22 protein-coding genes are annotated in these 23412 nt (G+C 47.7%); 16 read left to right on the top strand and 6 right to left on the bottom strand.

Features of this window, described 5'->3' with window-relative positions; genetic code table 11:
- Positions 1-2: 2 nt before the first annotated feature.
- Together dprA and KIT90_RS13030 are read right to left on the bottom strand one after the other, a co-directional pair.
- A complete protein-coding gene (gene dprA, locus KIT90_RS13035; RefSeq protein WP_285377014.1) occupies positions 3-1112 on the bottom strand; it encodes a DNA-processing protein DprA in 1110 nt (369 codons plus the stop codon).
- Entirely contained in the window at positions 1096-2190 is a 1095-nt protein-coding gene (locus KIT90_RS13030; protein ID WP_009708009.1) for a LysM peptidoglycan-binding domain-containing protein, read from the bottom strand. Before KIT90_RS13030 ends, dprA begins: the two co-directional genes overlap by 17 nt.
- A gap of 138 nt (positions 2191-2328) precedes the next feature.
- Here KIT90_RS13030 and def point away from each other — a divergent pair, with 138 nt between their 5' ends.
- The 6 genes from def to KIT90_RS13000 all read left to right on the top strand — a co-directional run bounded on the left by def (position 2329) and on the right by KIT90_RS13000 (position 8754).
- Positions 2329-2847 carry a peptide deformylase gene (def, locus tag KIT90_RS13025; RefSeq protein ID WP_033006323.1) on the top strand — a complete coding sequence of 173 codons (519 nt, stop codon included), beginning with the start codon at positions 2329-2331 and terminating at the stop codon, positions 2845-2847.
- 33 nt (positions 2848-2880) lie between these two features.
- A complete protein-coding gene (fmt, locus tag KIT90_RS13020; protein WP_038896195.1) occupies positions 2881-3828 on the top strand; it encodes a methionyl-tRNA formyltransferase in 948 nt (315 codons plus the stop codon).
- Between the two features lie 82 nt (positions 3829-3910).
- Positions 3911-5194, top strand: coding sequence for a 16S rRNA (cytosine(967)-C(5))-methyltransferase RsmB (gene rsmB / locus KIT90_RS13015; protein WP_020196736.1), 1284 nt, complete (start codon positions 3911-3913; stop codon positions 5192-5194).
- 64 nt (positions 5195-5258) lie between these two features.
- Positions 5259-6635 carry a Trk system potassium transporter TrkA gene (gene trkA, locus KIT90_RS13010; RefSeq protein WP_005440765.1) on the top strand — a complete coding sequence of 459 codons (1377 nt, stop codon included), beginning with the start codon at positions 5259-5261 and terminating at the stop codon, positions 6633-6635.
- 9 nt (positions 6636-6644) lie between these two features.
- On the top strand, positions 6645-8090 hold the full coding sequence (locus KIT90_RS13005) for a TrkH family potassium uptake protein (RefSeq protein WP_005440768.1): 1446 nt from the start codon (positions 6645-6647) through the stop codon (positions 8088-8090).
- A gap of 25 nt (positions 8091-8115) precedes the next feature.
- On the top strand, positions 8116-8754 hold the full coding sequence (locus KIT90_RS13000) for a DUF3157 family protein (protein ID WP_285377011.1): 639 nt from the start codon (positions 8116-8118) through the stop codon (positions 8752-8754).
- A gap of 38 nt (positions 8755-8792) precedes the next feature.
- Here KIT90_RS13000 and KIT90_RS12995 read toward each other — a convergent pair whose 3' ends face one another.
- Both KIT90_RS12995 and KIT90_RS12990 read right to left on the bottom strand, forming a co-directional pair.
- Positions 8793-9446, bottom strand: a complete 654-nt coding sequence (locus KIT90_RS12995) for a hemolysin III family protein (RefSeq protein WP_020196733.1) — start codon at positions 9444-9446, stop codon at positions 8793-8795.
- Positions 9447-9518: 72 nt separating this feature from the next.
- Positions 9519-10325, bottom strand: coding sequence for a sporulation protein (locus KIT90_RS12990; protein WP_285377009.1), 807 nt, complete (start codon positions 10323-10325; stop codon positions 9519-9521).
- A gap of 296 nt (positions 10326-10621) precedes the next feature.
- Here KIT90_RS12990 and KIT90_RS12985 point away from each other — a divergent pair, with 296 nt between their 5' ends.
- The 5 genes from KIT90_RS12985 to KIT90_RS12965 all read left to right on the top strand — a co-directional run bounded on the left by KIT90_RS12985 (position 10622) and on the right by KIT90_RS12965 (position 14585).
- The gene (locus KIT90_RS12985; protein WP_020196731.1) at positions 10622-10789 is read left to right on the top strand and encodes a hypothetical protein; all 168 of its coding nucleotides are present in this window, start codon (positions 10622-10624) and stop codon (positions 10787-10789) included.
- A 122-nt stretch (positions 10790-10911) separates the two neighbouring features.
- On the top strand, positions 10912-11178 hold the full coding sequence (locus KIT90_RS12980) for a YihD family protein (protein ID WP_005429763.1): 267 nt from the start codon (positions 10912-10914) through the stop codon (positions 11176-11178).
- A 313-nt stretch (positions 11179-11491) separates the two neighbouring features.
- A complete protein-coding gene (ccoG, locus tag KIT90_RS12975) occupies positions 11492-12913 on the top strand; it encodes a cytochrome c oxidase accessory protein CcoG (protein WP_039987210.1) in 1422 nt (473 codons plus the stop codon).
- Positions 12914-12961: 48 nt separating this feature from the next.
- Complete coding sequence (locus tag KIT90_RS12970; RefSeq protein ID WP_199481036.1) at positions 12962-13948, top strand: serine/threonine protein kinase; 987 nt, start codon at positions 12962-12964, stop codon at positions 13946-13948.
- A 34-nt stretch (positions 13949-13982) separates the two neighbouring features.
- Positions 13983-14585: a thiol:disulfide interchange protein DsbA/DsbL gene (locus tag KIT90_RS12965; protein ID WP_005440776.1), complete on the top strand. Its 603-nt coding sequence runs from the start codon at positions 13983-13985 to the stop codon at positions 14583-14585.
- Between the two features lie 41 nt (positions 14586-14626).
- Here KIT90_RS12965 and KIT90_RS12960 read toward each other — a convergent pair whose 3' ends face one another.
- Positions 14627-15505, bottom strand: coding sequence for an acyltransferase (locus KIT90_RS12960; RefSeq protein ID WP_005440777.1), 879 nt, complete (start codon positions 15503-15505; stop codon positions 14627-14629).
- Between the two features lie 164 nt (positions 15506-15669).
- On the opposite strand from KIT90_RS12960, the gene KIT90_RS12955 reads away from it, so the two are divergent.
- Complete coding sequence (locus tag KIT90_RS12955; protein ID WP_009708022.1) at positions 15670-16626, top strand: DUF2860 domain-containing protein; 957 nt, start codon at positions 15670-15672, stop codon at positions 16624-16626.
- 49 nt (positions 16627-16675) lie between these two features.
- Here KIT90_RS12955 and KIT90_RS12950 read toward each other — a convergent pair whose 3' ends face one another.
- A complete protein-coding gene (locus tag KIT90_RS12950; RefSeq protein WP_285377004.1) occupies positions 16676-18199 on the bottom strand; it encodes a YifB family Mg chelatase-like AAA ATPase in 1524 nt (507 codons plus the stop codon).
- A gap of 462 nt (positions 18200-18661) precedes the next feature.
- Between KIT90_RS12950 and ilvG the strand changes: the two genes are divergently transcribed.
- Genes ilvG through ilvD form a run of 4 tightly spaced genes read left to right on the top strand, consistent with a single transcriptional unit; the run spans position 18662 to position 23410 of the window.
- Complete coding sequence (ilvG, locus tag KIT90_RS12945; RefSeq protein WP_138955612.1) at positions 18662-20308, top strand: acetolactate synthase 2 catalytic subunit; 1647 nt, start codon at positions 18662-18664, stop codon at positions 20306-20308.
- A gap of 11 nt (positions 20309-20319) precedes the next feature.
- Complete coding sequence (ilvM, locus tag KIT90_RS12940; protein WP_285377002.1) at positions 20320-20604, top strand: acetolactate synthase 2 small subunit; 285 nt, start codon at positions 20320-20322, stop codon at positions 20602-20604.
- A gap of 12 nt (positions 20605-20616) precedes the next feature.
- Positions 20617-21555, top strand: coding sequence for a branched-chain-amino-acid transaminase (gene ilvE, locus KIT90_RS12935; RefSeq protein WP_009708024.1), 939 nt, complete (start codon positions 20617-20619; stop codon positions 21553-21555).
- 13 nt (positions 21556-21568) lie between these two features.
- Positions 21569-23410, top strand: a complete 1842-nt coding sequence (ilvD, locus tag KIT90_RS12930; RefSeq protein WP_039840085.1) for a dihydroxy-acid dehydratase — start codon at positions 21569-21571, stop codon at positions 23408-23410.
- Positions 23411-23412: the final 2 nt, after the last annotated feature.

Raw genomic sequence — 23412 nt, 5'->3', positions numbered from 1 at the left:
AGCTAGCCCCTCCCCTTTCGAATATAGCCACCGGATACTGCAACAACATGCCCTGAAAGCTCAAGCTCTAAGAGCTGCATCATGACTTCTTGGACAGGTATATTGGTCCTGCTTGCAAGAATATCAACTGGTGTAGCCTCATTTCCTACGTTAGCTAACAGCTGAGGAAATGGCAATTCTTCTTCATCAATTGGCGCAGAAAATAAATCTAAGCTCTGATTAATAGACCAGTCGAGTAAAGACTGTATTTCATTCAGCACCTCTTGAGTATTTTGTACGAGGCATGCCCCGTTACGAATCAATTGATTACCACCACTGGCGTTAGGAGCATTAATCGAAGCTGGCAGAGCGAAAACTTCTCGACCTTGCTCAAGGGCATAGCGAGCAGTGATTAAGGAACCACTTTTTTCAGCAGCTTCCACCACCAAAACACCCAGCGACAAACCACTAATAATTCGATTACGACGAGGGAAGTTTTCTGCGCGAGGTTTAGCATCAGGACGAAACTCAGAGACAAGCGCACCATTTTCCATCACTCGCTGCGCCAAACCTCGGTGTCTTGCTGGGTACACTTGTTCCAACCCAGAACCAAGCACTGCAATGGTTTTACCTCCAGCTAACAGCGCGCCATCATGAGCATGACCATCAATACCTAATGCTAAACCACTGGTGACGATCAGATCGTGCTGTACCAAGTCTGACGCAAAGCCTCTTGCATGTTGTAGTCCATCCACGCTGGCATTACGACTGCCAACCATGGCTATTTGTGGCTGAGACAAGCAGCTCGCATCTCCCTTTATGAATAATAAAGGAGGCGGTGCGACGGTTTGTTTGAGAAGTGGCGGGTACAAAACATCCGCCAAAGTAAGAATATGATGATGAGAAGATGCAGCAGCCCAAGTCAGACAAGCATCGACTTCTTTATCGACCTTCGACCACGCTTGCAGTTGTTTCGCCGTTAAACCTAAAAGCTGAAGCTGCTCCGTGGAATATTGGACAATATTACTCGGCGTGTCTTTGCTCAGTAGCTTACTCAGCTTGACCCCGCCAATACCTGGCAAGCAACTCAGCTTTAACCAGGCGGCGAGATCCGTATCATTGTGTGGTTTCATTGGTGGTCGGTTCCTCTACCAGAGGAGAAACCACAGATACCTCTTTATTGATTGGTTTGGTGCTATTGGTGATCAGAGCAAGGCTGAAATATTCATAAGGGCGAATCACGAGTAATTCACCAACTTTACTCTGTGGCAAAGTGATCTTGGAGTCGAGAAAACCGTTGTCCTTGGCAAAGTCATCACCATCTTTATAAACAGGATGCGCATCTTCTTTAAGATCGAACACACTGCCTTGGCGAAGTTCGTCCGATGTGCCTTTATCGATCACAACCACTTGGTTGGTCGAGCTAAAGCGAATGCCTTCAATATTCCCCAATAACTTAGCAGAACTGCCTTGCGGTGAAGGTAATGGATAGAAGGTGGCCGTGAAATCACCGTTTTCTAATGCTTGAACCGGCAAAGCAATATCATTACGGATAATCTCTTGCAGTTGAGTGGTGATTTTCAGTCCTGAAAATTCGTCTGACGCCTCGATCAACTCACCTTTGGCAATCAAACGCAATGCCGTGATTTGTTGTGATACGTCATCTCGAGAGAAGGTTTCCACAGGTCGATAGATTGCCCAATCTGTCCATGCTTGCTTGCCACTGATATACAGCGTGTCTTCTGCAGTCAGGTATTTACTGCCTTTACTGCTGCCCATCACCTTCGCCGCGTTTTCTAAAGTCTCATCATCCACTAAGCGATCGGATTTTAAGTACGGCATCACCAAACCTTCAGCTACGGTAGGTACCGCTTTCTTTTCAGTGATGCGAGCTTTAGGGCTGAGTTTTTTGACGGGCTTTAAGCTCAAGACTGGCTGGCCGTTAATCCACACCAGCGATAACTTGTCTCCCGGATAAATCAGGTGCGGGTTATCGATTTCTGGGTTCACTTGCCACAAACGAGGCCACAACCAAGGGCTATCAAGATACATCGCTGAAATATCCCAAAGCGTATCACCTTTCACCACAACGTAAGTTTTAGGTGCATCATCTTTAACGGTAAGTGGTTGGGAGTCCGTATTTGCTACAACATTGAAAGAGAAAAGTAACGGCAACGTAATACGAGAAACGTTGCGGAAAATTCGATTCATGACCCTCGTCCTTGGTCTATTAGGCAGTTACCAGAATGGAAATTGGTATCAGGATGCTGTCATTTAGGTCATAAAATGTCTAGAATTGAGCCAACAAGGTTTGTGCTGTTACGGCACAGTTCAATATTTCGAGTGAATATGTCTGTATTACAAGTATTAACATTCCCAGATGATCGCCTGCGTACCGTTGCAAAACCTGTAGAAGAGGTGACACCTGAGATTCAAAAAATCGTCGATGACATGATTGAAACCATGTACGACGAAGAAGGTATTGGCCTTGCGGCAACGCAGGTTGATGTCCACAAACGTATCGTAGTTATCGATATTTCAGAGACTCGCGATGAGCCGATGGTGCTTATCAACCCAGAGATTCTGGAAAAGCGTGGCGAAGACGGCATCGAAGAAGGCTGTCTATCGGTACCAGGTGCTCGCGCACTTGTGCCTCGCGCTGCTGAAGTTACGGTTAAAGCCCTAGATCGCGACGGCAAAGAATACACATTTGACGCTGACGATCTGCTAGCAATCTGCGTTCAACACGAACTAGACCACCTAATGGGTAAACTGTTCGTTGATTACCTATCGCCACTTAAGCGTAAGCGTATTCAAGACAAGCTAGCGAAAATCAAACGCTTTAACGAGAAACAGCAAAACGCTTAATCTCGATACAATTTAATTAGAAGGAAGCCTACCTTGAGTCAGTCTTTACGAATTGTCTTTGCAGGTACTCCGGATTTCGCCGCCCGTCACTTGGCGGCGTTGTTGTCTTCGGAGCACGAAGTAATTGCGGTATACACTCAACCAGACCGCCCAGCAGGTCGTGGTAAGAAGCTTACTGCCAGCCCAGTGAAAACCATCGCGCTTGAGCACGATATTCCGGTATACCAGCCAGAAAACTTCAAATCAGATGAAGCCAAGCAAGAGCTTGCTGATCTGAACGCCGACATCATGGTGGTTGTGGCTTACGGTCTATTGCTTCCACAAGTCGTGCTAGATACGCCTAAATTGGGCTGTATTAACGTGCACGGTTCGATTCTTCCTCGCTGGCGTGGTGCAGCTCCTATCCAACGCTCAATTTGGGCTGGTGATGCAGAAACAGGTGTAACCATCATGCAGATGGACATTGGTTTGGATACAGGTGACATGCTGAAAATCGCAACATTGCCGATTGAAGCAAGTGACACCAGCGCATCTATGTACGAAAAACTTGCAGGCTTAGGCCCTGATGCTCTGATTGACTGCCTAGCAGACATCGCAACAGGTAAAGCTGAGCCAGTGAAGCAAGATGACGAGCTTGCAAACTACGCGAAGAAGCTAAGCAAAGAAGAAGCACGCATTAATTGGAATGACGACGCGGCACACATTGAGCGTTGCGTTCGCGCATTCAACCCATGGCCAATGAGCCACTTTGAAGCGGCTGAAAACAGCATCAAAGTATGGCAAAGCCGTGTGGCGGAACAAACCAGTGACAAGCCAGCGGGCACTATTGTGCAAGCAGATAAAACCGGCATTTATGTTGCGACAGGCAATGGCACACTGGTACTGGAACAACTGCAAGTTCCGGGTAAAAAAGCCATGTCAGTTCAAGATATTTTGAACTCACGTGCATCTTGGTTTGAAGTTGGCACCCAACTGGTTTAAAAAGCCAGACAATAGTGTCAAAGACCAATAATACGAACTTTTAGAGGGCAGAGATGCCCTCCTTTACTTTAAGGTACTCATCATGAATGTTCGCGCTGCGGCTGCCAACGTCTTGTATCTTGTCGTCGACAAGGGCCACTCACTTTCAAGCGCTCTTCCAGCGGCTCAACAAAACGTACGACCACGTGACCACGCTCTTCTACAAGAGATCTGTTACGGCGCTCTACGTTACCTCCCTCGCCTAGAAATGATTGCAAACCAATTGATGGATAAGCCGTTAAAAGGCAAACAACGCGTTTTCCATCACCTTATTTTGGTTGGCATTTATCAACTAAGCTTCATGCGTATTCCTGCGCACGCTGCAGTCGGTGAAACGGTTGAAGGTACCAAAGAGCTGAAAGGTCCTCGTCTACGCGGTCTTATCAACGCGGTATTGCGTAACTACCAGCGCAACCAAGAAGAACTAGACCAAATGGCGGTCAGCAACAATGCGGGCAAGTATGGGCACCCAAGCTGGTTACTTAAACTGCTGCAAGAAGCTTACCCAGAGCAGTGGGAAAGCATTGTTGAAGCCAACAACCAAAAAGCGCCAATGTGGCTGCGTGTAAACCACCAGCACCACACTCGTGATGAATACCTAACGCTGCTCAAAAATGAAAACATTGATAGCACGCCACACACACAAGCAATGGACGCCCTAAAATTGGCCGCGCCATGCGATGTGATGAAACTGCCAGGCTTTGAAAAAGGTTGGGTATCGGTGCAAGATGCGGCAGCACAGCTGTCGATTAATTATCTTGAACCAAAAGATGGCGAGCTGATCCTAGACTGCTGTGCAGCACCGGGCGGTAAGACGGCGCACATTCTTGAGCGTACGTCTGGCAGCGAAGTGGTAGCCATTGACTGCGACGACACACGCCTTAAACGTGTGCACGAAAACCTGAAGCGTCTCAACCTTCAGGCAAAAGTGGTTTGCGGCGATGCGCGTAATCCTCAAGAATGGTGGCAAGGCGAACAATTTGATCGCATTTTGCTGGACGCACCATGTTCTGCAACGGGCGTAATTCGTCGTCACCCAGACATCAAATGGCTACGTCGTGCTGATGATATTGCCGCACTTGCGGAACTACAGAGCGAAATTTTTGATGCAATGTGGACGCAACTGAAACCGGGCGGCACCATGGTTTACGCGACTTGCTCAATCACACCACAAGAAAACGTGGAGCAAGTAAAAGCATTCTTAGCACGTACTGCGGATGCGCAACTAGTGGATTCTGATCCCGAACAACCTGGTCGTCAGATTCTACCAGGTGAAGAAGATATGGATGGTTTCTACTACGCAGTGCTAACGAAAAAACACGCGTAACAGCATGCTAAATAGGGCGATTGAAGCGAATTCAATCGCCTTTTTCAGATAACGAGTAAAGAGTATGAAAATCATTATTCTTGGTGCTGGTCAGGTTGGCGGCACATTGGCAGAAAACCTCGTTGGTGAGAATAACGACATCACCATCGTCGACAAAAATGGCGACCGACTGCGAGAGTTGCAAGACAAGTACGATCTTCGTGTTGTTAATGGTCACGCGAGTCACCCAGATGTGTTGCGTGAAGCCGGTGCGCAAGACGCCGACATGCTAGTTGCGGTGACCAACACCGATGAGACCAATATGGCCGCGTGTCAGGTTGCCTTCACTCTGTACAATACCCCAAACCGTGTTGCACGTATTCGTTCTCCAGAGTATCTGGCAGAAAAAGAAGCACTATTCAAATCTGGTGCAATCCCTGTCGATCACCTTATCGCACCAGAAGAGCTGGTAACCAGCTACATCGAACGCCTTATCCAATACCCTGGCGCATTGCAAGTAGTCAGCTTTGCCGAGCAAAAAGTCAGCCTAGTTGCAGTAAAAGCCTACTATGGTGGCCCGCTAGTGGGTAACGCTCTATCCGCTCTGCGTGAACACATGCCACACATCGATACTCGTGTTGCTGCGATTTTCCGTCAAGGTCGCCCTATTCGCCCACAAGGCACCACCATCATAGAAGCCGATGATGAAGTCTTCTTTGTTGCAGCAAGTAACCACATTCGCTCGGTAATGAGTGAACTTCAGCGCCTTGAGAAACCTTACCGCCGCATCATGATTGTCGGTGGTGGTAACATCGGTGCCAGCTTAGCAAAACGTCTTGAGCAAGCTTACAGTGTGAAGTTGATTGAGCGTAACTATCAGCGTGCAGAAAAACTGTCTGAGCAGCTAGAAAACACCATCGTCTTCTGTGGTGATGCTGCGGATCAAGAACTGCTGACCGAAGAAAACATCGACCAAGTAGATGTGTTCATCGCGTTAACCAACGAGGATGAAACCAACATCATGTCAGCGATGTTGGCAAAACGCATGGGCGCGAAGAAAGTGATGGTGCTGATCCAGCGCGGCGCTTATGTCGACCTAGTACAAGGCGGCGTGATTGATGTGGCGATCTCACCACAGCAAGCGACGATTTCTGCTCTACTCACGCACGTTCGTCGTGCTGACATCGTTAACGTATCTTCTCTGCGTCGTGGCGCGGCAGAAGCCATCGAAGCCGTTGCGCACGGTGACGAAACCACATCGAAAGTGGTCGGTCGCGCGATTGGCGATATCAAACTCCCACCAGGAACCACCATTGGTGCTATCGTTCGTGGCGAAGAAGTTCTTATCGCACACGATCGTACCGTCATCGAACAAGATGACCACGTCGTGATGTTCCTGGTCGACAAAAAGTACGTACCAGACGTCGAAGCGCTGTTCCAGCCGAGTCCATTCTTCCTCTAGGATTTTCCTATGGTCAACTTACGTCCCGTACTGTTTGTTATCGGGCTGGTTTTATCCAAACTGGCCCTTTTTATGTACGTGCCGACTTTGGTCGCGTTTTTCACTGGTACGGGCGGATTCCTCGATTTCGCCCAAGCCGTTGTGATCACCCACCTAGCCGCATTCATCTGTTTGACGATTGGCCGAACCGCTAAGTTCAAACTCAGTGTGCGTGACATGTTCCTCATCACCAGTTTGGTATGGACCATCGCCAGTGCGTTTGCTGCATTGCCGTTTGTGTTTATCAACCACATTAGCTTTACCGACGCCTACTTCGAAACTATGTCTGGCATCACCACCACAGGCTCTACTGTACTTAGTGGTTTAGACAACATGGCGCCGAGTATCTTGTTGTGGCGTTCCATCTTGCAGTGGTTGGGTGGTATTGGCTTTATCGTAATGGCGGTAGCTATCCTACCGATGCTTAACGTTGGTGGTATGAAGCTATTCCAAACCGAATCGTCTGATTGGTCTGATAAGAGCAGCCCGAGAGCCAAAACCGTCGCGAAGAACATCGTATTGGTGTACTTGATGCTGACAGGCTTGTGTATTGTGGGTTATTTGCTGACTGGCATGAACCTGTTTGAAGCGATCAACCACGCCTTCACAACCCTGTCTACGGGCGGATACTCAACATCTGACGGTTCGATGAACCACTTCTCTAATGGTGCGCACTGGGTCGCAACCACCTTTATGTTCCTTGGTGGCCTGCCATTTCTGTTGTTTGTTGCCGCGCTACGCAAGCGCAGTGTCGAAGTATTAATTAGAGATGCTCAAGTACGCGGTTTTGCCTACTTGTTCTTATTCTCTAGCTTAGTGGTTTCTGCTTGGTTGGTGATTCGCGATGGTTACACCATTTTGGATGCACTGCGCGTTTCAATGTTCAACATCGTATCGGTGGTGACGACAACTGGGTTTGGTCTAGAAGACTTCACCGCATGGGGCGCTCTACCTACCACGCTGTTTGCTTTCTTAATGATGGCGGGAGCTTGTTCGGGCTCAACCTCTGGCGGGATTAAAATCTTCCGTTTCCAGATCGCGATGACGCTGCTTAACAAGCAAATCATGAAGCTGATTCACCCATCTGGTGTGTTCGTTCAACGCTACAACCAACGCCCAGTGAATGACGATATTGTTCGTTCTGTGGTGGCATTTGGTTTGATGTTTTTTATCACCATCATCTTTATTGCAGGCTGCTTAAGTGCACTTGGCCTAGACCCTGTGACCAGTATTTCTGGTTCCATTACTGCGGTAGCGAACGTAGGTCCGGGTATGGGCAGCGTGATTGGCCCAACTGGTAACTTTGCACCTTTACCAGACGCAGCTAAGTGGCTGCTAAGCTTTGGTATGTTGATGGGCCGTCTGGAAATTCTGACTATTCTTGTACTGTTCTTCCCTGCGTTTTGGCGCCGTTAAACAGACTCAAATAAAAGGTATAACAATGAAAACATGGATCACTCTGGCGACCCTACTCGCCTCTTCATCGGCTTACGCAGCCGAAGTTGTGAAACTGGCGGATGGACGCGAAGTAAAACTGAACGACGACTTCACGTGGGAATATGTCGTGAAAAAGGCCACACCAAAAGCCACAGAGACAACACTCGAGAAAGTTGAAGCAGTAGAAGCGGCGGCTGTCGTAGCCTCAACTACCGCCGTTGAAGCCGTGGCAACATCAGCCCCTGAAACAACGAAGATGGCGACGATTCCAGTTGTGAACAAGAAAGTCGGTACCACCGTTGTTGTAAACGCGAAGAAACCAACCATGCAGCTATCTGATTCTGGTGTGGATGTATTGATTGGCTCGGCAAGCTACGAGGATGGTGAACTGATCCTCCCTACTTCTATCACGAACCAAAGCTCACAATCGGTGATTCAGGTAGAAGTGGAAGTACAGGTATTCGATATGGCTGGCAAACAATTGGCGAAAGAAAACATCACGGTTTGGCAATCTATCAAACGCATGGCAGATACCTACCTTCGCCCACAACAGGCCGAGCAAGGTAAAGCGATTAAACTGGCAGTACCACAGTCGCAGCAATACCAGTTCTCAGCAGAAGTATTAGAAGTGAAAACTCGCTAATACGATAAGACATGCTTTGTCGGGTTTATCTCTATCAGTTAGATAGGCTCGACAAAGTAATAAATCGCGAAGAAGTGACACACACAACCCGCCAACACAAAGCCGTGCCAAATTGCGTGATTAAATGGGATTCGCTTGGCAACGTAGAAAATCACCCCGATCGAATACACCAATCCTCCTGCAGCTAAAAGCGTCAAACCACCAATATCCAGATTTATCGCCAGTTGGTAAATCACGATCAACGATAACCAGCCCATCACCAGATACGTCATCAAAGACAATTTTTTGAATCGATAGACAAACGCGACTTTCATGATGATGCCGATCAGCGCGATGGTCCAAATCACAATCATCAGCCCAATCGCCAATGGGGTGCGCAAACTCACCAATAGAAACGGTGTGTAGCTACCGGCAATCAGAAGGTAGATGGCGCAGTGGTCGAAGGTTTTCAGCCAACGCTTAGCTTTTGGATATGGGATCGCATGGTAGAGCGTAGAGGCCAGAAACAGGACAATCATGCTAGAACCATAGATCGCCATACTGGTAATGGTTAACGCATCAGCTTGGTGGTCGACAGCTTTAATCAATAGTAGTACCAAGCCAACAATACCGAAAATCATTCCGATACCATGGGTAATGGAGTTGGCCAGTTCTTCGCCCTGACTGTATTGTGCTTTCTGAGGTGAGGACATGAACGTGCCTATACTAGAGTTTTGAATATTCACTCTAGTATGGCACATTAAGCGTACACGTGTAAGCTTAAATTAAGACTCGTGTGCAGCTGTGGTTTGTTCGAGGTAATTAAGGATTAATGGACCAACGTCATCCAGTTTCGTGTTCACAGAAATGCTCAGTTCGCGTTTTAGTTTGCCACTCCCGAGTAAGCTTGCCAGCATGCCACTTGCTCCGCTGCGGGTGCGGTCCACTTCAAACCACAGTTTGAGGTTCTCCTCGTCGCGGTGAGCAACAAATTCCAACTCTCGCCATACGCCATGATATGGGCCATCGGTTGGCACCATTTCAAACTCTTGTACAAATGGTAGGTCGAAGCCTTTAACTTCTTCGCACTCTACTTGGCGAATGCGCAAACCTTGCGATTCAAAAGCAGACAAAACGGCATCCATAAGTGGGTCAGGTCTAACGGTGAGAATGTCTTTGTCGGTAGGATCGAGTGCCATCGCAACGTCCAAACCCGTTTCTAACCAGACTTTGGCATCACCGATGGTGACAGGGGTATTCCACGGCACATCGAGTTTAACTTCGAAGGTTCGATCTTCGCCGGGATGGATAGTAAATGCGTATGGGAGGTTCCACTTTGCCAGAACATGCGTTTGGGGTACGCGTCGCATGCTGTGCCCTTCTCTTGCTCCGCGATCGTCTGGCGCTTCCGCGATATAACGGCAACACAGCTTGAGATCGATGTTATCGATCGCTTGTTCGGTCGCTCCGCCATAAACGTGGATAGAAACATCCACACTCTGACCGGGAAACAGCACGTCTTGGTTTAGGATCGAATCGACCTTAGCACTGCCGATCCCAAAACTCGCAAGTGTCTTCTTCAAAAATGACATATGCACCTCCTTGGTAGAGATCTCATACTACTACTGCTGATCATGGGATCAAAACAAATTTTCGTCTCGAATTCGCACAGAAAACCATAAATTCCATACAATTCAACTGCTCAACTATCGACCAATTATGACAGGAGTGCTAACCTATACATGATATGCATGCATATCGTTATTCCTGATTCATTATTTGGATTGGCGAGAGCCAGAAGAGCCACCCTTCAAGCAGTTGAAGCTCAACTCATAGTGAGTTAGGCCATTACATCGGCAATGGATATGCCTGGCAGTTAGGTATCTAAATGCGCCCAACAACAGTCAGGTTCGCACATACAAATCGTAGTGCAATGCGCCGTCGCAGTGGTTTTACTACTGCGCCAAAGGCAAAACTAGTTGCGCCAGCAATGACTCTGGTTGAGAAGACAGCGATTGTGCCAAGTGTTCCAAACAAAGTTATCAAAGCAGCTTAATTAAAAAGCGCGGCAATCACCGCGCTTTTTTCTTTTCTCTCCGCCCTTTCCTATTTGGTGTTCGCCAAGCAATTTGATACCTTTAGTAGCAAATAACACCTATAAATTCTGTGGAGAAAGAAATGAAGTGTCATCGTATTGAAGAGCTGCTTGAGCTACTAGAGCCAGAGTGGCATAAAGACCAAGAAATGAACCTGCTACAGTTCATCATGAAACTGGCAAACGAAGCGGGTTACGAGGGTAAACTGGAAGACCTCACCGACGACGTGCTGATCTACCACCTAAAAATGCGCAACAGCGGCAAAGATGAAATGATCCCAGGTCTTAAGAAAGACCAAGAAGATGATTTCAAAACAGCGATCCTACGCGCACGCGGTATCATCAAGTAAACCGCTCAACACCCAAGCATTGATAAGCGACTCATTTGAGTCGCTTTTTTTATAACTAAATCAAACAGTTCAAAAAGGTATTTATAACTGTTCAGTCATTTATCAGGTTAACTGTACTGACTTTTGTTGTTAAACGTTGACTGCGTTAAAGAAACGGAATTGTTATTGATTGTATAATCGCCGTTCATCAGTATTTACTAAAATAATTATGTCCAGTCATGAATAATGATATGGGCGAAGCAGCAATGTCATCGAGTGACATCATTAGAAATGTCACCGTACATTATAAGAAAGCCTAAAGAAGGATGAGTGCATGAGTCAGGATAAGATTGATATCAAAGATGTGACTCCAAAAACCTTTAACCCGAAAACCCACAAAGGGAACGGGGATCGTTTCAACCCAAGTAATCGAATCTATGTACGTGAGAGTAAAGGCACGTTTCAAAAACTGCGTCGTTATGGCGGTTGGTTTTTGTTGCTGTTGTTTGCATTGGTTCCATGGATTCCTTACGGCGAGCGCCAAGCCATTTTGCTGGACATCGGTAACCAGCAGTTCAACTTTTTCGGCACAACGCTGTATCCACAAGACCTTACCCTACTCGCATTGCTGTTTGTAATAGCCGCGTTTGGGTTGTTCTTTATCACCACCTTCTTGGGACGGGTTTGGTGTGGCTACTTATGCCCGCAAACCGTGTGGACCTTCATTTATATTTGGTTTGAGGAAAAGCTCGAAGGCAGTGCTAATAAACGCCGTAAGCAGGACTCCAATAAACTGACGGCCAATTTAGCGATGCGCAAAACCCTCAAGCACATAGCATGGTTTGCGATAGCCCTCGCCACTGGCTTCACCTTTGTCGGTTATTTCGTGCCGATGAAGCAGCTGGTTATCGACTTCTTCACCTTTAATGCCAACTTCTGGCCAGTCTTTTGGGTGATGTTCTTTGCCATTTGTACCTACGGCAATGCAGGCTGGATGCGCTCTATCATGTGTATTCACATGTGTCCTTACGCGCGTTTCCAATCGGCGATGTTCGACAAAGACACCTTCATCGTGGGCTACGACACCAAACGTGGTGAAAAACGTGGCCCTCGTTCACGTAAAGCTGATCCAAAGCAGCTTGGTTTAGGTGACTGTATCGATTGTGACTTGTGTGTTCAGGTATGTCCGACCGGCATCGATATTCGTGATGGCTTGCAATATGAGTGTATCAACTGTGGTGCATGTATTGATGCGTGTGACAACACTATGGAGCGCATGGGTTACGAGAAAGGTCTGATCAACTACACCACCGAACATCGCCTCTCAGGTAAGAGCACCAAAGTCATGCGTCCGAAACTGCTTGGCTATGGCGCAGTGCTCTTAGTAATGATTGGCCTGTTCTTCCTACAAGTGGCATCGGTTGATCCAGCTGGCATGAGCGTACTGCGTGACCGTAACCAATTGTTCCGAGTAAACAGCTCTGGCGAAGTAGAAAACACCTATACCTTAAAAGTGATCAACAAGACCCAACAAGTTCAAGAGTACGACTTGAACGTCGAAGGTTTGAGTGATGTTAGCTGGTATGGCAAACAAACCATTCAAGTTGAACCAGGAGAGGTATTGAACTTACCAATGAGCCTTGGCGCAGATCCTGACAAGCTAGACTCTGCGATCACGACAATTCAGTTTATACTCACCGATAAGAGCAACGAATTCACCATTGAAGTGGAAAGCCGATTTATCAAGAAGCTATAACTTCGATGACCAATGGAAAAAGGCTCAGTAATGAGCCTTTTTATTTATATGTCCCAAGGTACTTTCAACTTTGATGCCCTCACGCCTGACTTTATGTGGTACGCGCTAGAGAGCATCGGCATTCGAGCAGAATCGGGGTTTCTAGCACTCAACAGCTACGAAAACCGCGTTTACCAATTCACAGACGAAGAGCGTCAGCGCTACGTGGTGAAGTTCTACCGCCCTGAACGTTGGAGCAACGAGCAGATTCAAGAAGAGCATGATTTCACGCTTGAATTGATCGAAAACGAAATTCCTGTCGCTCCACCCGTTCGCATTAATGGTCATACTTTGCATCATTACCAAGGCTACGGTTTTGCTTTGTTTGAGAGCGTGGGTGGCCGTCAGTATGAAGTCGACAACTTAGATCAGCTCGAAGGCGTGGGTCGTTTCCTTGGCCGCATCCACAAAGTCGGTAGCCGCCAAGCCTTTCAACACAGACCAACCATAGGCTTGCAAGAATACCTCTATCAACCAAGAGAGATTCTGCAAAACGCCAACATGATTCCGATGCATTTGGAGAACAGCTTCTTCAATGATTTGGATATGCTGATTAAATCGATTGAAAGTCACTGGCAAGAAGGCTTCAGCACGATTCGTCTGCACGGCGATTGCCATCCGGGGAACATCTTATGGCGCGATGGCCCAATGTTTGTCGATTTGGATGACTCACGTAATGGCCCAGCGGTACAAGACTTATGGATGCTGCTCAATGGCGAGCGCCAAGACAAGCTAATGCAATTAGATATTGTTTTAGAAGGTTACCAAGAGTTTTGCGATTTTAACTCGGCAGAATTGAAACTAATCGAACCACTTCGCGGTCTACGAATGGTGCACTATATGGCATGGCTAGCAAAACGTTGGCACGACCCGGCATTTCCGCTCGCTTTTCCATGGTTTAATGAGCCAAAATACTGGGAAGGTCAGGTCCTTGCATTTAAAGAGCAGATTGCCAACTTAGAAGAAGCACCGCTATCTTTAATGCCTCAATGGTAAGTCAGGCCGAACAATTCAAAATGGAGATAATTAAATGAAAAAGCTGTTCGCACTGTTTTCTATGCTGATGCTAAGCCTGTCGGCACATGCAGCGCAATTCAAAGAAGGTGAACATTACAAAGTATTGGATCTAGAGGCATCGAAAAAGCCTGTAGTGACTGAGTTCTTCTCTTTCTACTGCCCACACTGTCATTCTTTCGAGCCGATCATTCAGCAACTGAAGAAGCAGCTACCTGAAGGTGTGAAACTGCAAAAGAACCACGTGTCATTCATGGGTGGCAACATGGGTCCTTCAATGAGCAAAGCTTACGCGACCATGGTTGCACTTAAAATTGAAGACAAGATGGTACCAGTGATGTTTAACCGCATTCACAACATGCGTAAAGCACCACGTGACGATGCAGAACTTCGTCAAATCTTCCTAGATGAAGGCGTAGATGCGAAGAAATTCGATGCTGCATTCAAAGGCTTCGCGGTTGATTCAATGGTTCGCCGTATGGACAAGCAATTTGAAAACAGCGGCCTAACTGGTGTTCCAGCGGTTATCGTTAACAACAAATACCTAGTTCAAGCACAGGGCATTAAGTCTACTGACGAGTACTTTGCGCTAGTGAACTACTTGCTGACACTGAAGTAATTCAGACTATCATGAAAAAGGGGAGCACATTGCTCCCCTTTTTATTTATGAATCTCTTGCAACACTTGGTCTTTCTCTTGCCACACATCGCCTAACCATTGTTGAAACTGGCGTTTGTATGGTTTGTCATTGAAGTAATCACCCAACACTCGCTCATCAACTGGCAGAACCTTCACTCGCACCACAATTTTAGTCATACGCCCCATCAGCATATCTTTAAAGGGTTTATTGGTGTTTTCTGGGTACGCTAAGGTCACATCGATGATGTTCTCAAACTGCTCCCCCATGGCCGCTAACGTATAAGCAATACCACCAGATTTAGGTTGTAACAAATGTTGATAACCCGCTCGGCTCTTACGCTGCTTATCTTGAGTAAAGCGTGTGCCCTCTACATAGTTCACCACTGTGGTTGGTGTATGTTTAAATTTGGCACATGAACGGCGCGTGGTTTGCAGATCTTGCCCACGTTTGTCTGGATTACGAAGCAAATACTCTCGCGAATAGCGACGCATGAACGGCATATCTAACGCCCAACATGCCATTCCGATAAAAGGCACATATAATAGCTGCTGCTTGAGGAAAAATTTTGGCATCGGAATGCGATCTTTAAACACGCAACACAGTACAACAATGTCAGTCCAACTAAGATGATTACTGATCAGTAAGTACCAGCCATCTTTCTTCAGGTTTTCACCGCCTTGAACGTCCCATTCAACGCGATTAGAGAGCGCAAGAATACCGGCGTTGACCGTTGCCCACACCCACATCATTTTGTTGGCAGCCTCGGTGCCTTTGGCTTTGAGCTTCGCAGTTGGAAGCAACAGCTTAAAAATGGCGATGATACAAATTGCGATGGAACAAACCGCAGAATTTATAATCACAAAAGAAGCGTTAAAAATGAGTAACAAATATGCCAACATGGTAACCAATCAGTAACTATAGCGCGTGAGTAATAAAACAGCGTGTAATTATACGAATCCGTTGCCACATTGAAACATTTGTAAGAATGGTCAGATTTGTTTCACTGTAAAACTGGACCAACGCTCAAATAACATCTTTCATTCGACAAACAAGGAGAACGCGAATGAATCCAAGGCTAACCTTACTGCCTTTGGCCTTTATCGTCAGTTCAGCACAAGCTCAACTTGCAGAAACAGCAGGTTTTAGCGGTGAGATTTCGTTGAACGCAGGCTTCGTCTCATCAGAATCCAACTTCAATACAGACAGCAACAGCACTATCACGTCATTGAATCAGCGTGCCGAAAGTGATGAATCTTTTATCGTCGCCCCGCTAGGCAGCGCAGCGTATACCTTTGGTAACAAACTCAATCACCAAGTGTATGCCGGTACCACTCGTTCCGATATCGCGATCGGTACTCTCGCCTTCCAACTTGGTTACAAATACCAACTGGCTTCGGGCACTGTGCTAGACTTTTCCTACTTACCGACCATCTTGGAGGGAGAAACTTGGCAAGATCCGTACTTAACGGGACAGTCGAGAAAAACCACCGATGAGGGCGGCAATGCGTTTCGTCTCCAAATCAATCGCTTCTTAGACGACAACTTTAATCTTGATTTGGCGTACGCAGATAAAGACGTAGAAAAAGATACCGTGACCGATTCATCTTTGCTGCGTGATGCAAAGATCTACCACATCAAAGGCGACTACCGTATCCCGCTTAGCCGCACGTCGATGCTGCAACCTGCATTTACTTATGTCTATCAAGATGCAGATGGTGAAGCGGAATCCTTCGACTCTTACCGATTCGAATTAAGTTGGTTCCAGTTCGTGAATCGCCATCGTTTTGCAGTTACGGCAGGCTACACGCTGAAAAACTACGAAGCAGCCAGTGACACATTCGATAAGACACGTGATGACGGTAAGCTCAGCTTGTTTGCGGCCTACGAGTACAAGAACGTATTCGATTGGCAAAACTGGTCACTCATCTCTCTGGCAGGTTACGGGAACAACGATTCCAACATCACCTTCTACGATGAGAAAGAATACCTACTGTCTGTCGGTTTGAACTACGACTTCTAGACACGTTAATCGCAGTGAGCAAAACCGCTCACTGCGATTTGTGTACTCCTTATACCGCTTGAGCCGTCAACTGCTTGAGCAGTCTATCCATTGCTCGATAACCCAAAGCTTCTGCCAGATGCGTTCGTTCAATTTGTGGTGAACCTTCCAGATCAGCGATAGTGCGCGCAACTTTGATGATGCGGTGATACGCGCGAATCGATAATCCAAGGCGATGCAGCGCATTTTCTAAAAACTCAGCGTCGCTTTTTTGCAGCGGGCAAAAGGCTTCAATCTCTCGACTTCCCAATAACGCGTTCACTTTACCACTGCGTTTCACCATGCTTTCTCTGGCCTGATTGACTCTTTGTTTAACGATAGCGGTAGGCTCTCCTCGATCTCCCCCTTCAGCAAGTGTGCCTTTTGGCAATGCGGGAATCTCAAGCGACATATCAAAGCGGTCAAGAAGCGGGCCTGATAACCGACCAAGGTAACGCAGGATGGCTTGCGGGTTTGTCCGAGCTTGATTGCCCTCGTAATACCCTGTCGGGCTTGGATTTAATGCGCCAACCAATTGGAATCGAGCTGGAAAGCGGGTTTTCCCCTGCGCGCGAGAGATAATGATTTCACCAGACTCCAATGGCTCACGTAAAGAGTCGAGCACCTTACGGTCAAACTCAGGCATCTCATCGAGGAACAGTAACCCATTGTGCGCTAGAGAGATTTCGCCCGGTCTCGGCACAGATCCACCACCAACTAAAGCCGCCATGGAGCTGGAATGATGCGGGGCACGAAACGGCCGCGTCTTCCAATTGTGTTCATTGATTTCACTTTGAGTCAGTGACGCCACAGAAGCCGTTTCCATCGCCTCTTCATCACTCATCTCAGGTAACAAATCGCATAATCGAGAGGCCAACATGGTTTTGCCAGTGCCTGGAGGGCCAAGGAAAAGCAGGTTGTGATTGCCAGCTGCCGCAATTTCTAAAGCGCGCTTTCCCTGCTGCTGACCAATGATATCCTGCAAGTCACGACCGTGTGCTTTGAGCTCTTTCTTCTTGGGCGTTTGATACAAATTCAATTGATGCTGACCGCAAAGTTCGGCACACACTTCCAGTAACGATTGGGCTGATTTATGCTGCTCTTTACCCACTAATGCCGCTTGATCACCATTGGCATGAGGCACCACTAAACGGCGCTGTTTTTTATTCGCAGCCAACGCAGCGGGCAGCACACCTTTTACAGCTCTTAATCCACCAGAAAGGGCTAATTCACCAACAAATTCGTAATTTTTGAGCTTATCTGTCGCGATTTGTTCTGAAGCTGCCAAAATTCCTAATGCAATTGGCAGATCGAAGCGTCCACCTTCTTTGGGCAGATCCGCAGGTGCCAAATTTACCGTAATTCGCTTGGCAGGGAATTGAAAGTTGGAATTGACGATCGCACTGCGGACGCGATCTTTCGATTCTTTTACTGTCGTTTCCGGTAGACCCACTAGCGTAAAGCCCGGCATCCCATTACTGATGTGGACTTCCACGCTTACCGACGGCGCTTGCACACCCACACTTGCTCGACTATGAATGATTGCCAGCCCCATAATTTCCTCAAATTTTTGTACGTTATATAACCAGATGTTTTCTATATGGATATGTTATATAGCCTGTCCAGATTGGTACTTAATGTGAAAAAAGAATGACTTTTTGCTTGTCATGCAGCAGATTTGTGTGTTACCACTAGTGACGCAAACATTTTCGTAGAACATTACACAATACTTATTAACGAAAACAGAACGACAGACAGATGAACTTATTCGCTCACATCAACTCACTGCTAGCCCTGATTATCGTGGTCATTATTGGCACCGCGCGGGGGATTGTGGGCGAAAGATAACCACAAATTACAAAAAACCCCCGCACTGAGAAGTCCGGGGGTTTTTTTACAACTACAAGTTGTCATCTGTCTAACTCTTAGACAGCTTAACGGGAAGAATGGGAGTGCACATGAAGTGCAAAACACATGGCGATAGCTACGAGCCACAACGTAGCAAAGGAGGTTTACGATGACCGGTGCAGAACTAGTCGTAGCCGCTTTAAGACAGCAAGGCATCGAGACGGTGTTTGGGTATCCTGGTGGAGCCATCATGCCAATCTACGATGCGTTGTATGACGGAGGTGTAGAGCACATCTTATGCCGTCATGAACAAGGGGCTGCAATGGCCGCCATCGGGATGGCTCGAGCGACGCAAGATGTTGCCGTTTGTATGGCCACTTCCGGCCCGGGCGCCACCAACCTTGTTACTGGCCTTGCCGACGCCTTCCTCGATTCCGTTCCTCTAGTAGCCATCACAGGTCAGGTTGCTAGCTCTCATATCGGTACCGACGCGTTCCAAGAAATGGATGTGATCGGAATGTCTCTTGCCTGTACCAAGCACAGTTATCTAGTGACTGAAATTGAAGACCTTGCCCCAACGCTAGCCGAAGCGTTCGAAGTAGCAAAAACAGGTCGACCTGGCCCGGTGATTGTTGATATCGCCAAAGACGTTCAGCTTGCACAAGCGCCAACCGAATTACTGCCTCCTTTTGTTCCACCAGCTGCACCTTTAGTTACTGATGCTGATATCCAGCGCGCTCAAGAAGTGCTTGCCGCTTCAACTCGACCAGTTCTATACGTCGGTGGTGGCGTACAGATTGCCAAAGCGACAGACTCAGTACGCGAATTCCTACGTTTAAACCCAATGCCAGCGGTAAGCACGCTAAAAGGTTTGGGCACCATTGAACGCCACGACCCGCACTACTTAGGCATGCTGGGCATGCATGGCACCAAAGCCGCAAACCTTGTGGTTCAAGAATGTGACCTTTTGATTGTAGTTGGAGCACGTTTTGATGACCGCGTGACAGGCAAGCTCGACACGTTTGCACCGCATGCGAAAGTAATCCATATCGACATCGATGCGGCTGAAATCCATAAGCTTCGCCACGCCAATGCACCACTGCGTGGCGAAATCAGCAAGATTCTTCCTCAATTAGAGCTGACTCAAGATATCACTCCTTGGGTACATCACAGTGAGAGCCTGCGTAGCGGATTTAAATGGCGCTACGACCATCCAGGCGAATTGATCTACGCACCGCTATTACTTAAGCAACTGTCTGACATGATGCCGGATAGCTCAATTGTCTCGACTGACGTCGGCCAGCATCAGATGTGGGCAGCGCAACACATCCAGCCGCGTGATCCACAAAACTTCATCACCTCTGCTGGTCTTGGCACCATGGGCTTCGGCTTGCCAGCAGCAATGGGTGCCGCTGTCGCACGTCCTGACGATCAGTCTATCCTTATTACAGGTGACGGTTCATTTATGATGAACGTGCAGGAATTAGGCACGCTGAAGCGTCGTCAGATTCCAGTAAAGATTGTCCTTCTTAACAACCAACGTCTTGGCATGGTTCGCCAATGGCAGTCGCTGTTCTTTGACGGCCGCCACAGCGAAACCATTCTTGATGACAACCCAGACTTCGTAATGCTTGCCAAAGCGTTCGATATCCCGGGCAAAACCATCACCAAGAAAGAAGAAGTCGAACCGGCTCTCAAAGAGATGCTAGAAAGTAAGACTTCTTACATGCTTCACGTTTTAATCGACGAAGAAGAAAACGTGTGGCCACTTGTACCACCTGGTGCATCAAACAGTGATATGTTGGAAAACACTTAGGAGACAATCGCATGGACAGATATTTACTCGACATCAAAGCCGACGATAAACCGGTATTGTTGGAGCGCGTTCTTCGTGTGATTCGTCACCGAGGCTTTGTGATCAAACAAGTCGCGGCTACCCAAAACCACGAAAGCAGAGTAGCTAGCGTAGAGATCATCGTCGACAGCGATCGACCTATCTCGTTTTTGGTCAATCAAATTGAGAAGTTGTGGGACATTCGCACCGTTGAGGTACTTAAGATCCGCAACGATGAACTCCCAAATCACAACTTACAACAACACGTGAGTGCATAAGGAAGGCAATAAATGGCAACGAAAACTGCAGATTTCATTTGGTTTAATGGCGAGATGGTTCCGTGGGCAGAGGCGAACGTGCACGTCCTGACTCACGCGATGCACTACGGCACCTCTGTATTTGAAGGCGTACGCTGCTACAACACGCCAAAAGGACCAATTGTCTTCCGTCACCGTGAGCATGCACAACGTTTAAAAGACTCTGCCAAGATTTACCGCTTCCCAATTCCATACACAGTGGAAGAAATCATGGAAGCAACACGCGAAACCCTTCGCCAGAACAAACTCGACAGCGCTTACATTCGTCCATTGGGTTTTGTCGGTAATGTTGGCTTGGGCGTGTGCCCACCTGTTGGTACTGAGATGGACCTGATCATTGCTGCATTCCCTTGGGGCTCTTACCTAGGTGAAGAAGCGCTAGAAGCTGGTGTTGATGCCATGATCTCGAGCTGGAATCGAGCTGCGCCTAACACCATCCCAACTGCAGCTAAAGCAGGCGGTAACTACCTATCTTCATTGCTCGTTGGTGGTGAGGCTCGTCGTCACGGCTATGACGAAGGTATCGCACTGAGCGTAGATGGCTACTTATCGGAAGGCGCCGGTGAAAACATCTTTGTTATCAAAGACGGCGTGATCACTACACCACCAGCAACCAGTGCCATTCTTCCGGGCATCACTCGTGATTCGATCATGACTATTGCACGCGATAAAGGTTATGAAGTGCGTGAAGCTAATATTGCACGTGAAGCGCTTTACCTTGCCGATGAAGTCTTTATGACAGGTACCGCAGCTGAAGTTGTACCAGTAGCAACTATCGACAAAATTGAAGTGGGCACCGGTAAACGCGGCCCAATCACTAAAGAACTACAAGCGGCCTACTTTGGCCTATTTAACGGCACTACGGAAGATAAGTGGGGCTGGTTAGACTATGTGTACCCAGAACAGAAGTAAGAAGGATTAGGAAATGCCAAAATATAGATCAGCAACCACAACACATGGTCGTAACATGGCGGGTGCACGAGCACTATGGCGTGCAACGGGTGTGAAAGAAGAAGACTTCGGTAAACCAATCATCGCCGTCGTAAACTCGTTTACTCAATTTGTTCCGGGTCACGTACACCTAAAAGACATGGGTCAGCTTGTAGCACGTGAAATCGAAAAAGCCGGCGGCATCGCAAAAGAATTCAACACCATCGCGGTTGATGATGGTATCGCAATGGGTCACGGCGGCATGCTGTACTCACTGCCTTCACGCGAACTGATCGCAGACTCAGTAGAATATATGGTCAACGCGCACTGTGCCGATGCCATGGTATGTATCTCTAACTGTGACAAAATCACTCCGGGAATGTTGATGGCATCTATGCGTCTTAACATCCCTGTTATCTTTGTTTCTGGTGGTCCAATGGAAGCGGGTAAAACCAAGCTTTCTGATCAGATCATCAAACTAGACCTTGTTGATGCAATGATCCAAGGTGCGGATCCAAAAGTGTCTGACGAGCAAAGTGAGCAGATCGAACGCAGCGCATGCCCAACGTGTGGATCGTGTTCAGGCATGTTCACTGCAAACTCAATGAACTGTCTAACGGAAGCACTGGGTCTTTCTCAGCCGGGTAACGGTTCTATGCTGGCAACGCACGCTGACCGTGAACAACTGTTCCTTAATGCAGGTCGTCGCATCGTTGAACTGACTCGTCGTTACTACGAGCAAGATGACGAATCGGCCCTACCTCGCAACATCGCTACGTTTGATGCGTTCGAAAACGCGATGGCGCTGGATATTGCAATGGGTGGCTCGACCAACACCATTTTGCACCTATTGGCTGCAGCGCAAGAAGGCGAAGTGGATTTCGATATGGAAGATATCGACCGTCTGTCTCGCCAAGTACCGCACTTGTGTAAAGTGGCACCATCTACCCAGAAATATCACATGGAAGACGTACACCGCGCTGGTGGCGTAATGGCGATTCTTGGTGAGCTAGACCGAGCAGGTCTACTGCACAATGATGCGCGCACCGTACTTGGCCTTTCGATGAAAGAGCAGCTAGCGAAATACGACATCATCCAAACTGAAGACGAAGAAGTACTTAAGTTCTACCGCGCAGGCCCAGCGGGTATTCGAACCACTCAAGCGTTCTCACAAGACTGCCGCTGGGATCGCCTTGATGACGACCGAGCAGAAGGTTGTATTCGCACCAAAGAAAATGCCTTTAGCCAAGAAGGTGGCCTAGCCGTTCTATCAGGCAACATCGCATTAGATGGTTGTATCGTTAAGACAGCTGGTGTTGATGAGAGCATCCATAAGTTCACTGGCCCAGCCGTAGTATTTGAAAGCCAAGAAGACGCCGTAGAAGGTATCTTGGGTGGCAAAGTAAAAGCTGGCGACGTAGTAATTATCCGCTACGAAGGTCCTAAAGGTGGCCCGGGCATGCAAGAAATGCTGTACCCAACCACTTACCTAAAATCAATGGGCCTTGGCAAAGAGTGTGCACTTCTGACTGACGGCCGTTTCTCTGGCGGTACATCTGGCCTGTCTATCGGCCACGCCTCTCCTGAAGCAGCAAACGGCGGTGCGATTGGCTTGGTGAAGCAAGGCGACATTATTGCGATTGATATTCCAAACCGTTCAATTTCACTTCAAGTGTCTGAACAAGAACTTGCAGAGCGCCGTGCGAAACAAGATGAGTTAGGCTGGAAACCGGTAGACCGCCAACGCGAAGTTTCATTTGCACTCAAAGCTTACGCAAGTATGGCGACCAGTGCTGACAAAGGTGCAGTACGAGACAAATCTAAGCTCGAGGGCTAGCT

The organism is Vibrio sp. B172a (assembly GCF_030248355.1).
Classification (GTDB): domain Bacteria; phylum Pseudomonadota; class Gammaproteobacteria; order Enterobacterales; family Vibrionaceae; genus Vibrio; species Vibrio owensii.
This window is presented reverse-complemented; position numbering and strand designations above follow the sequence as displayed.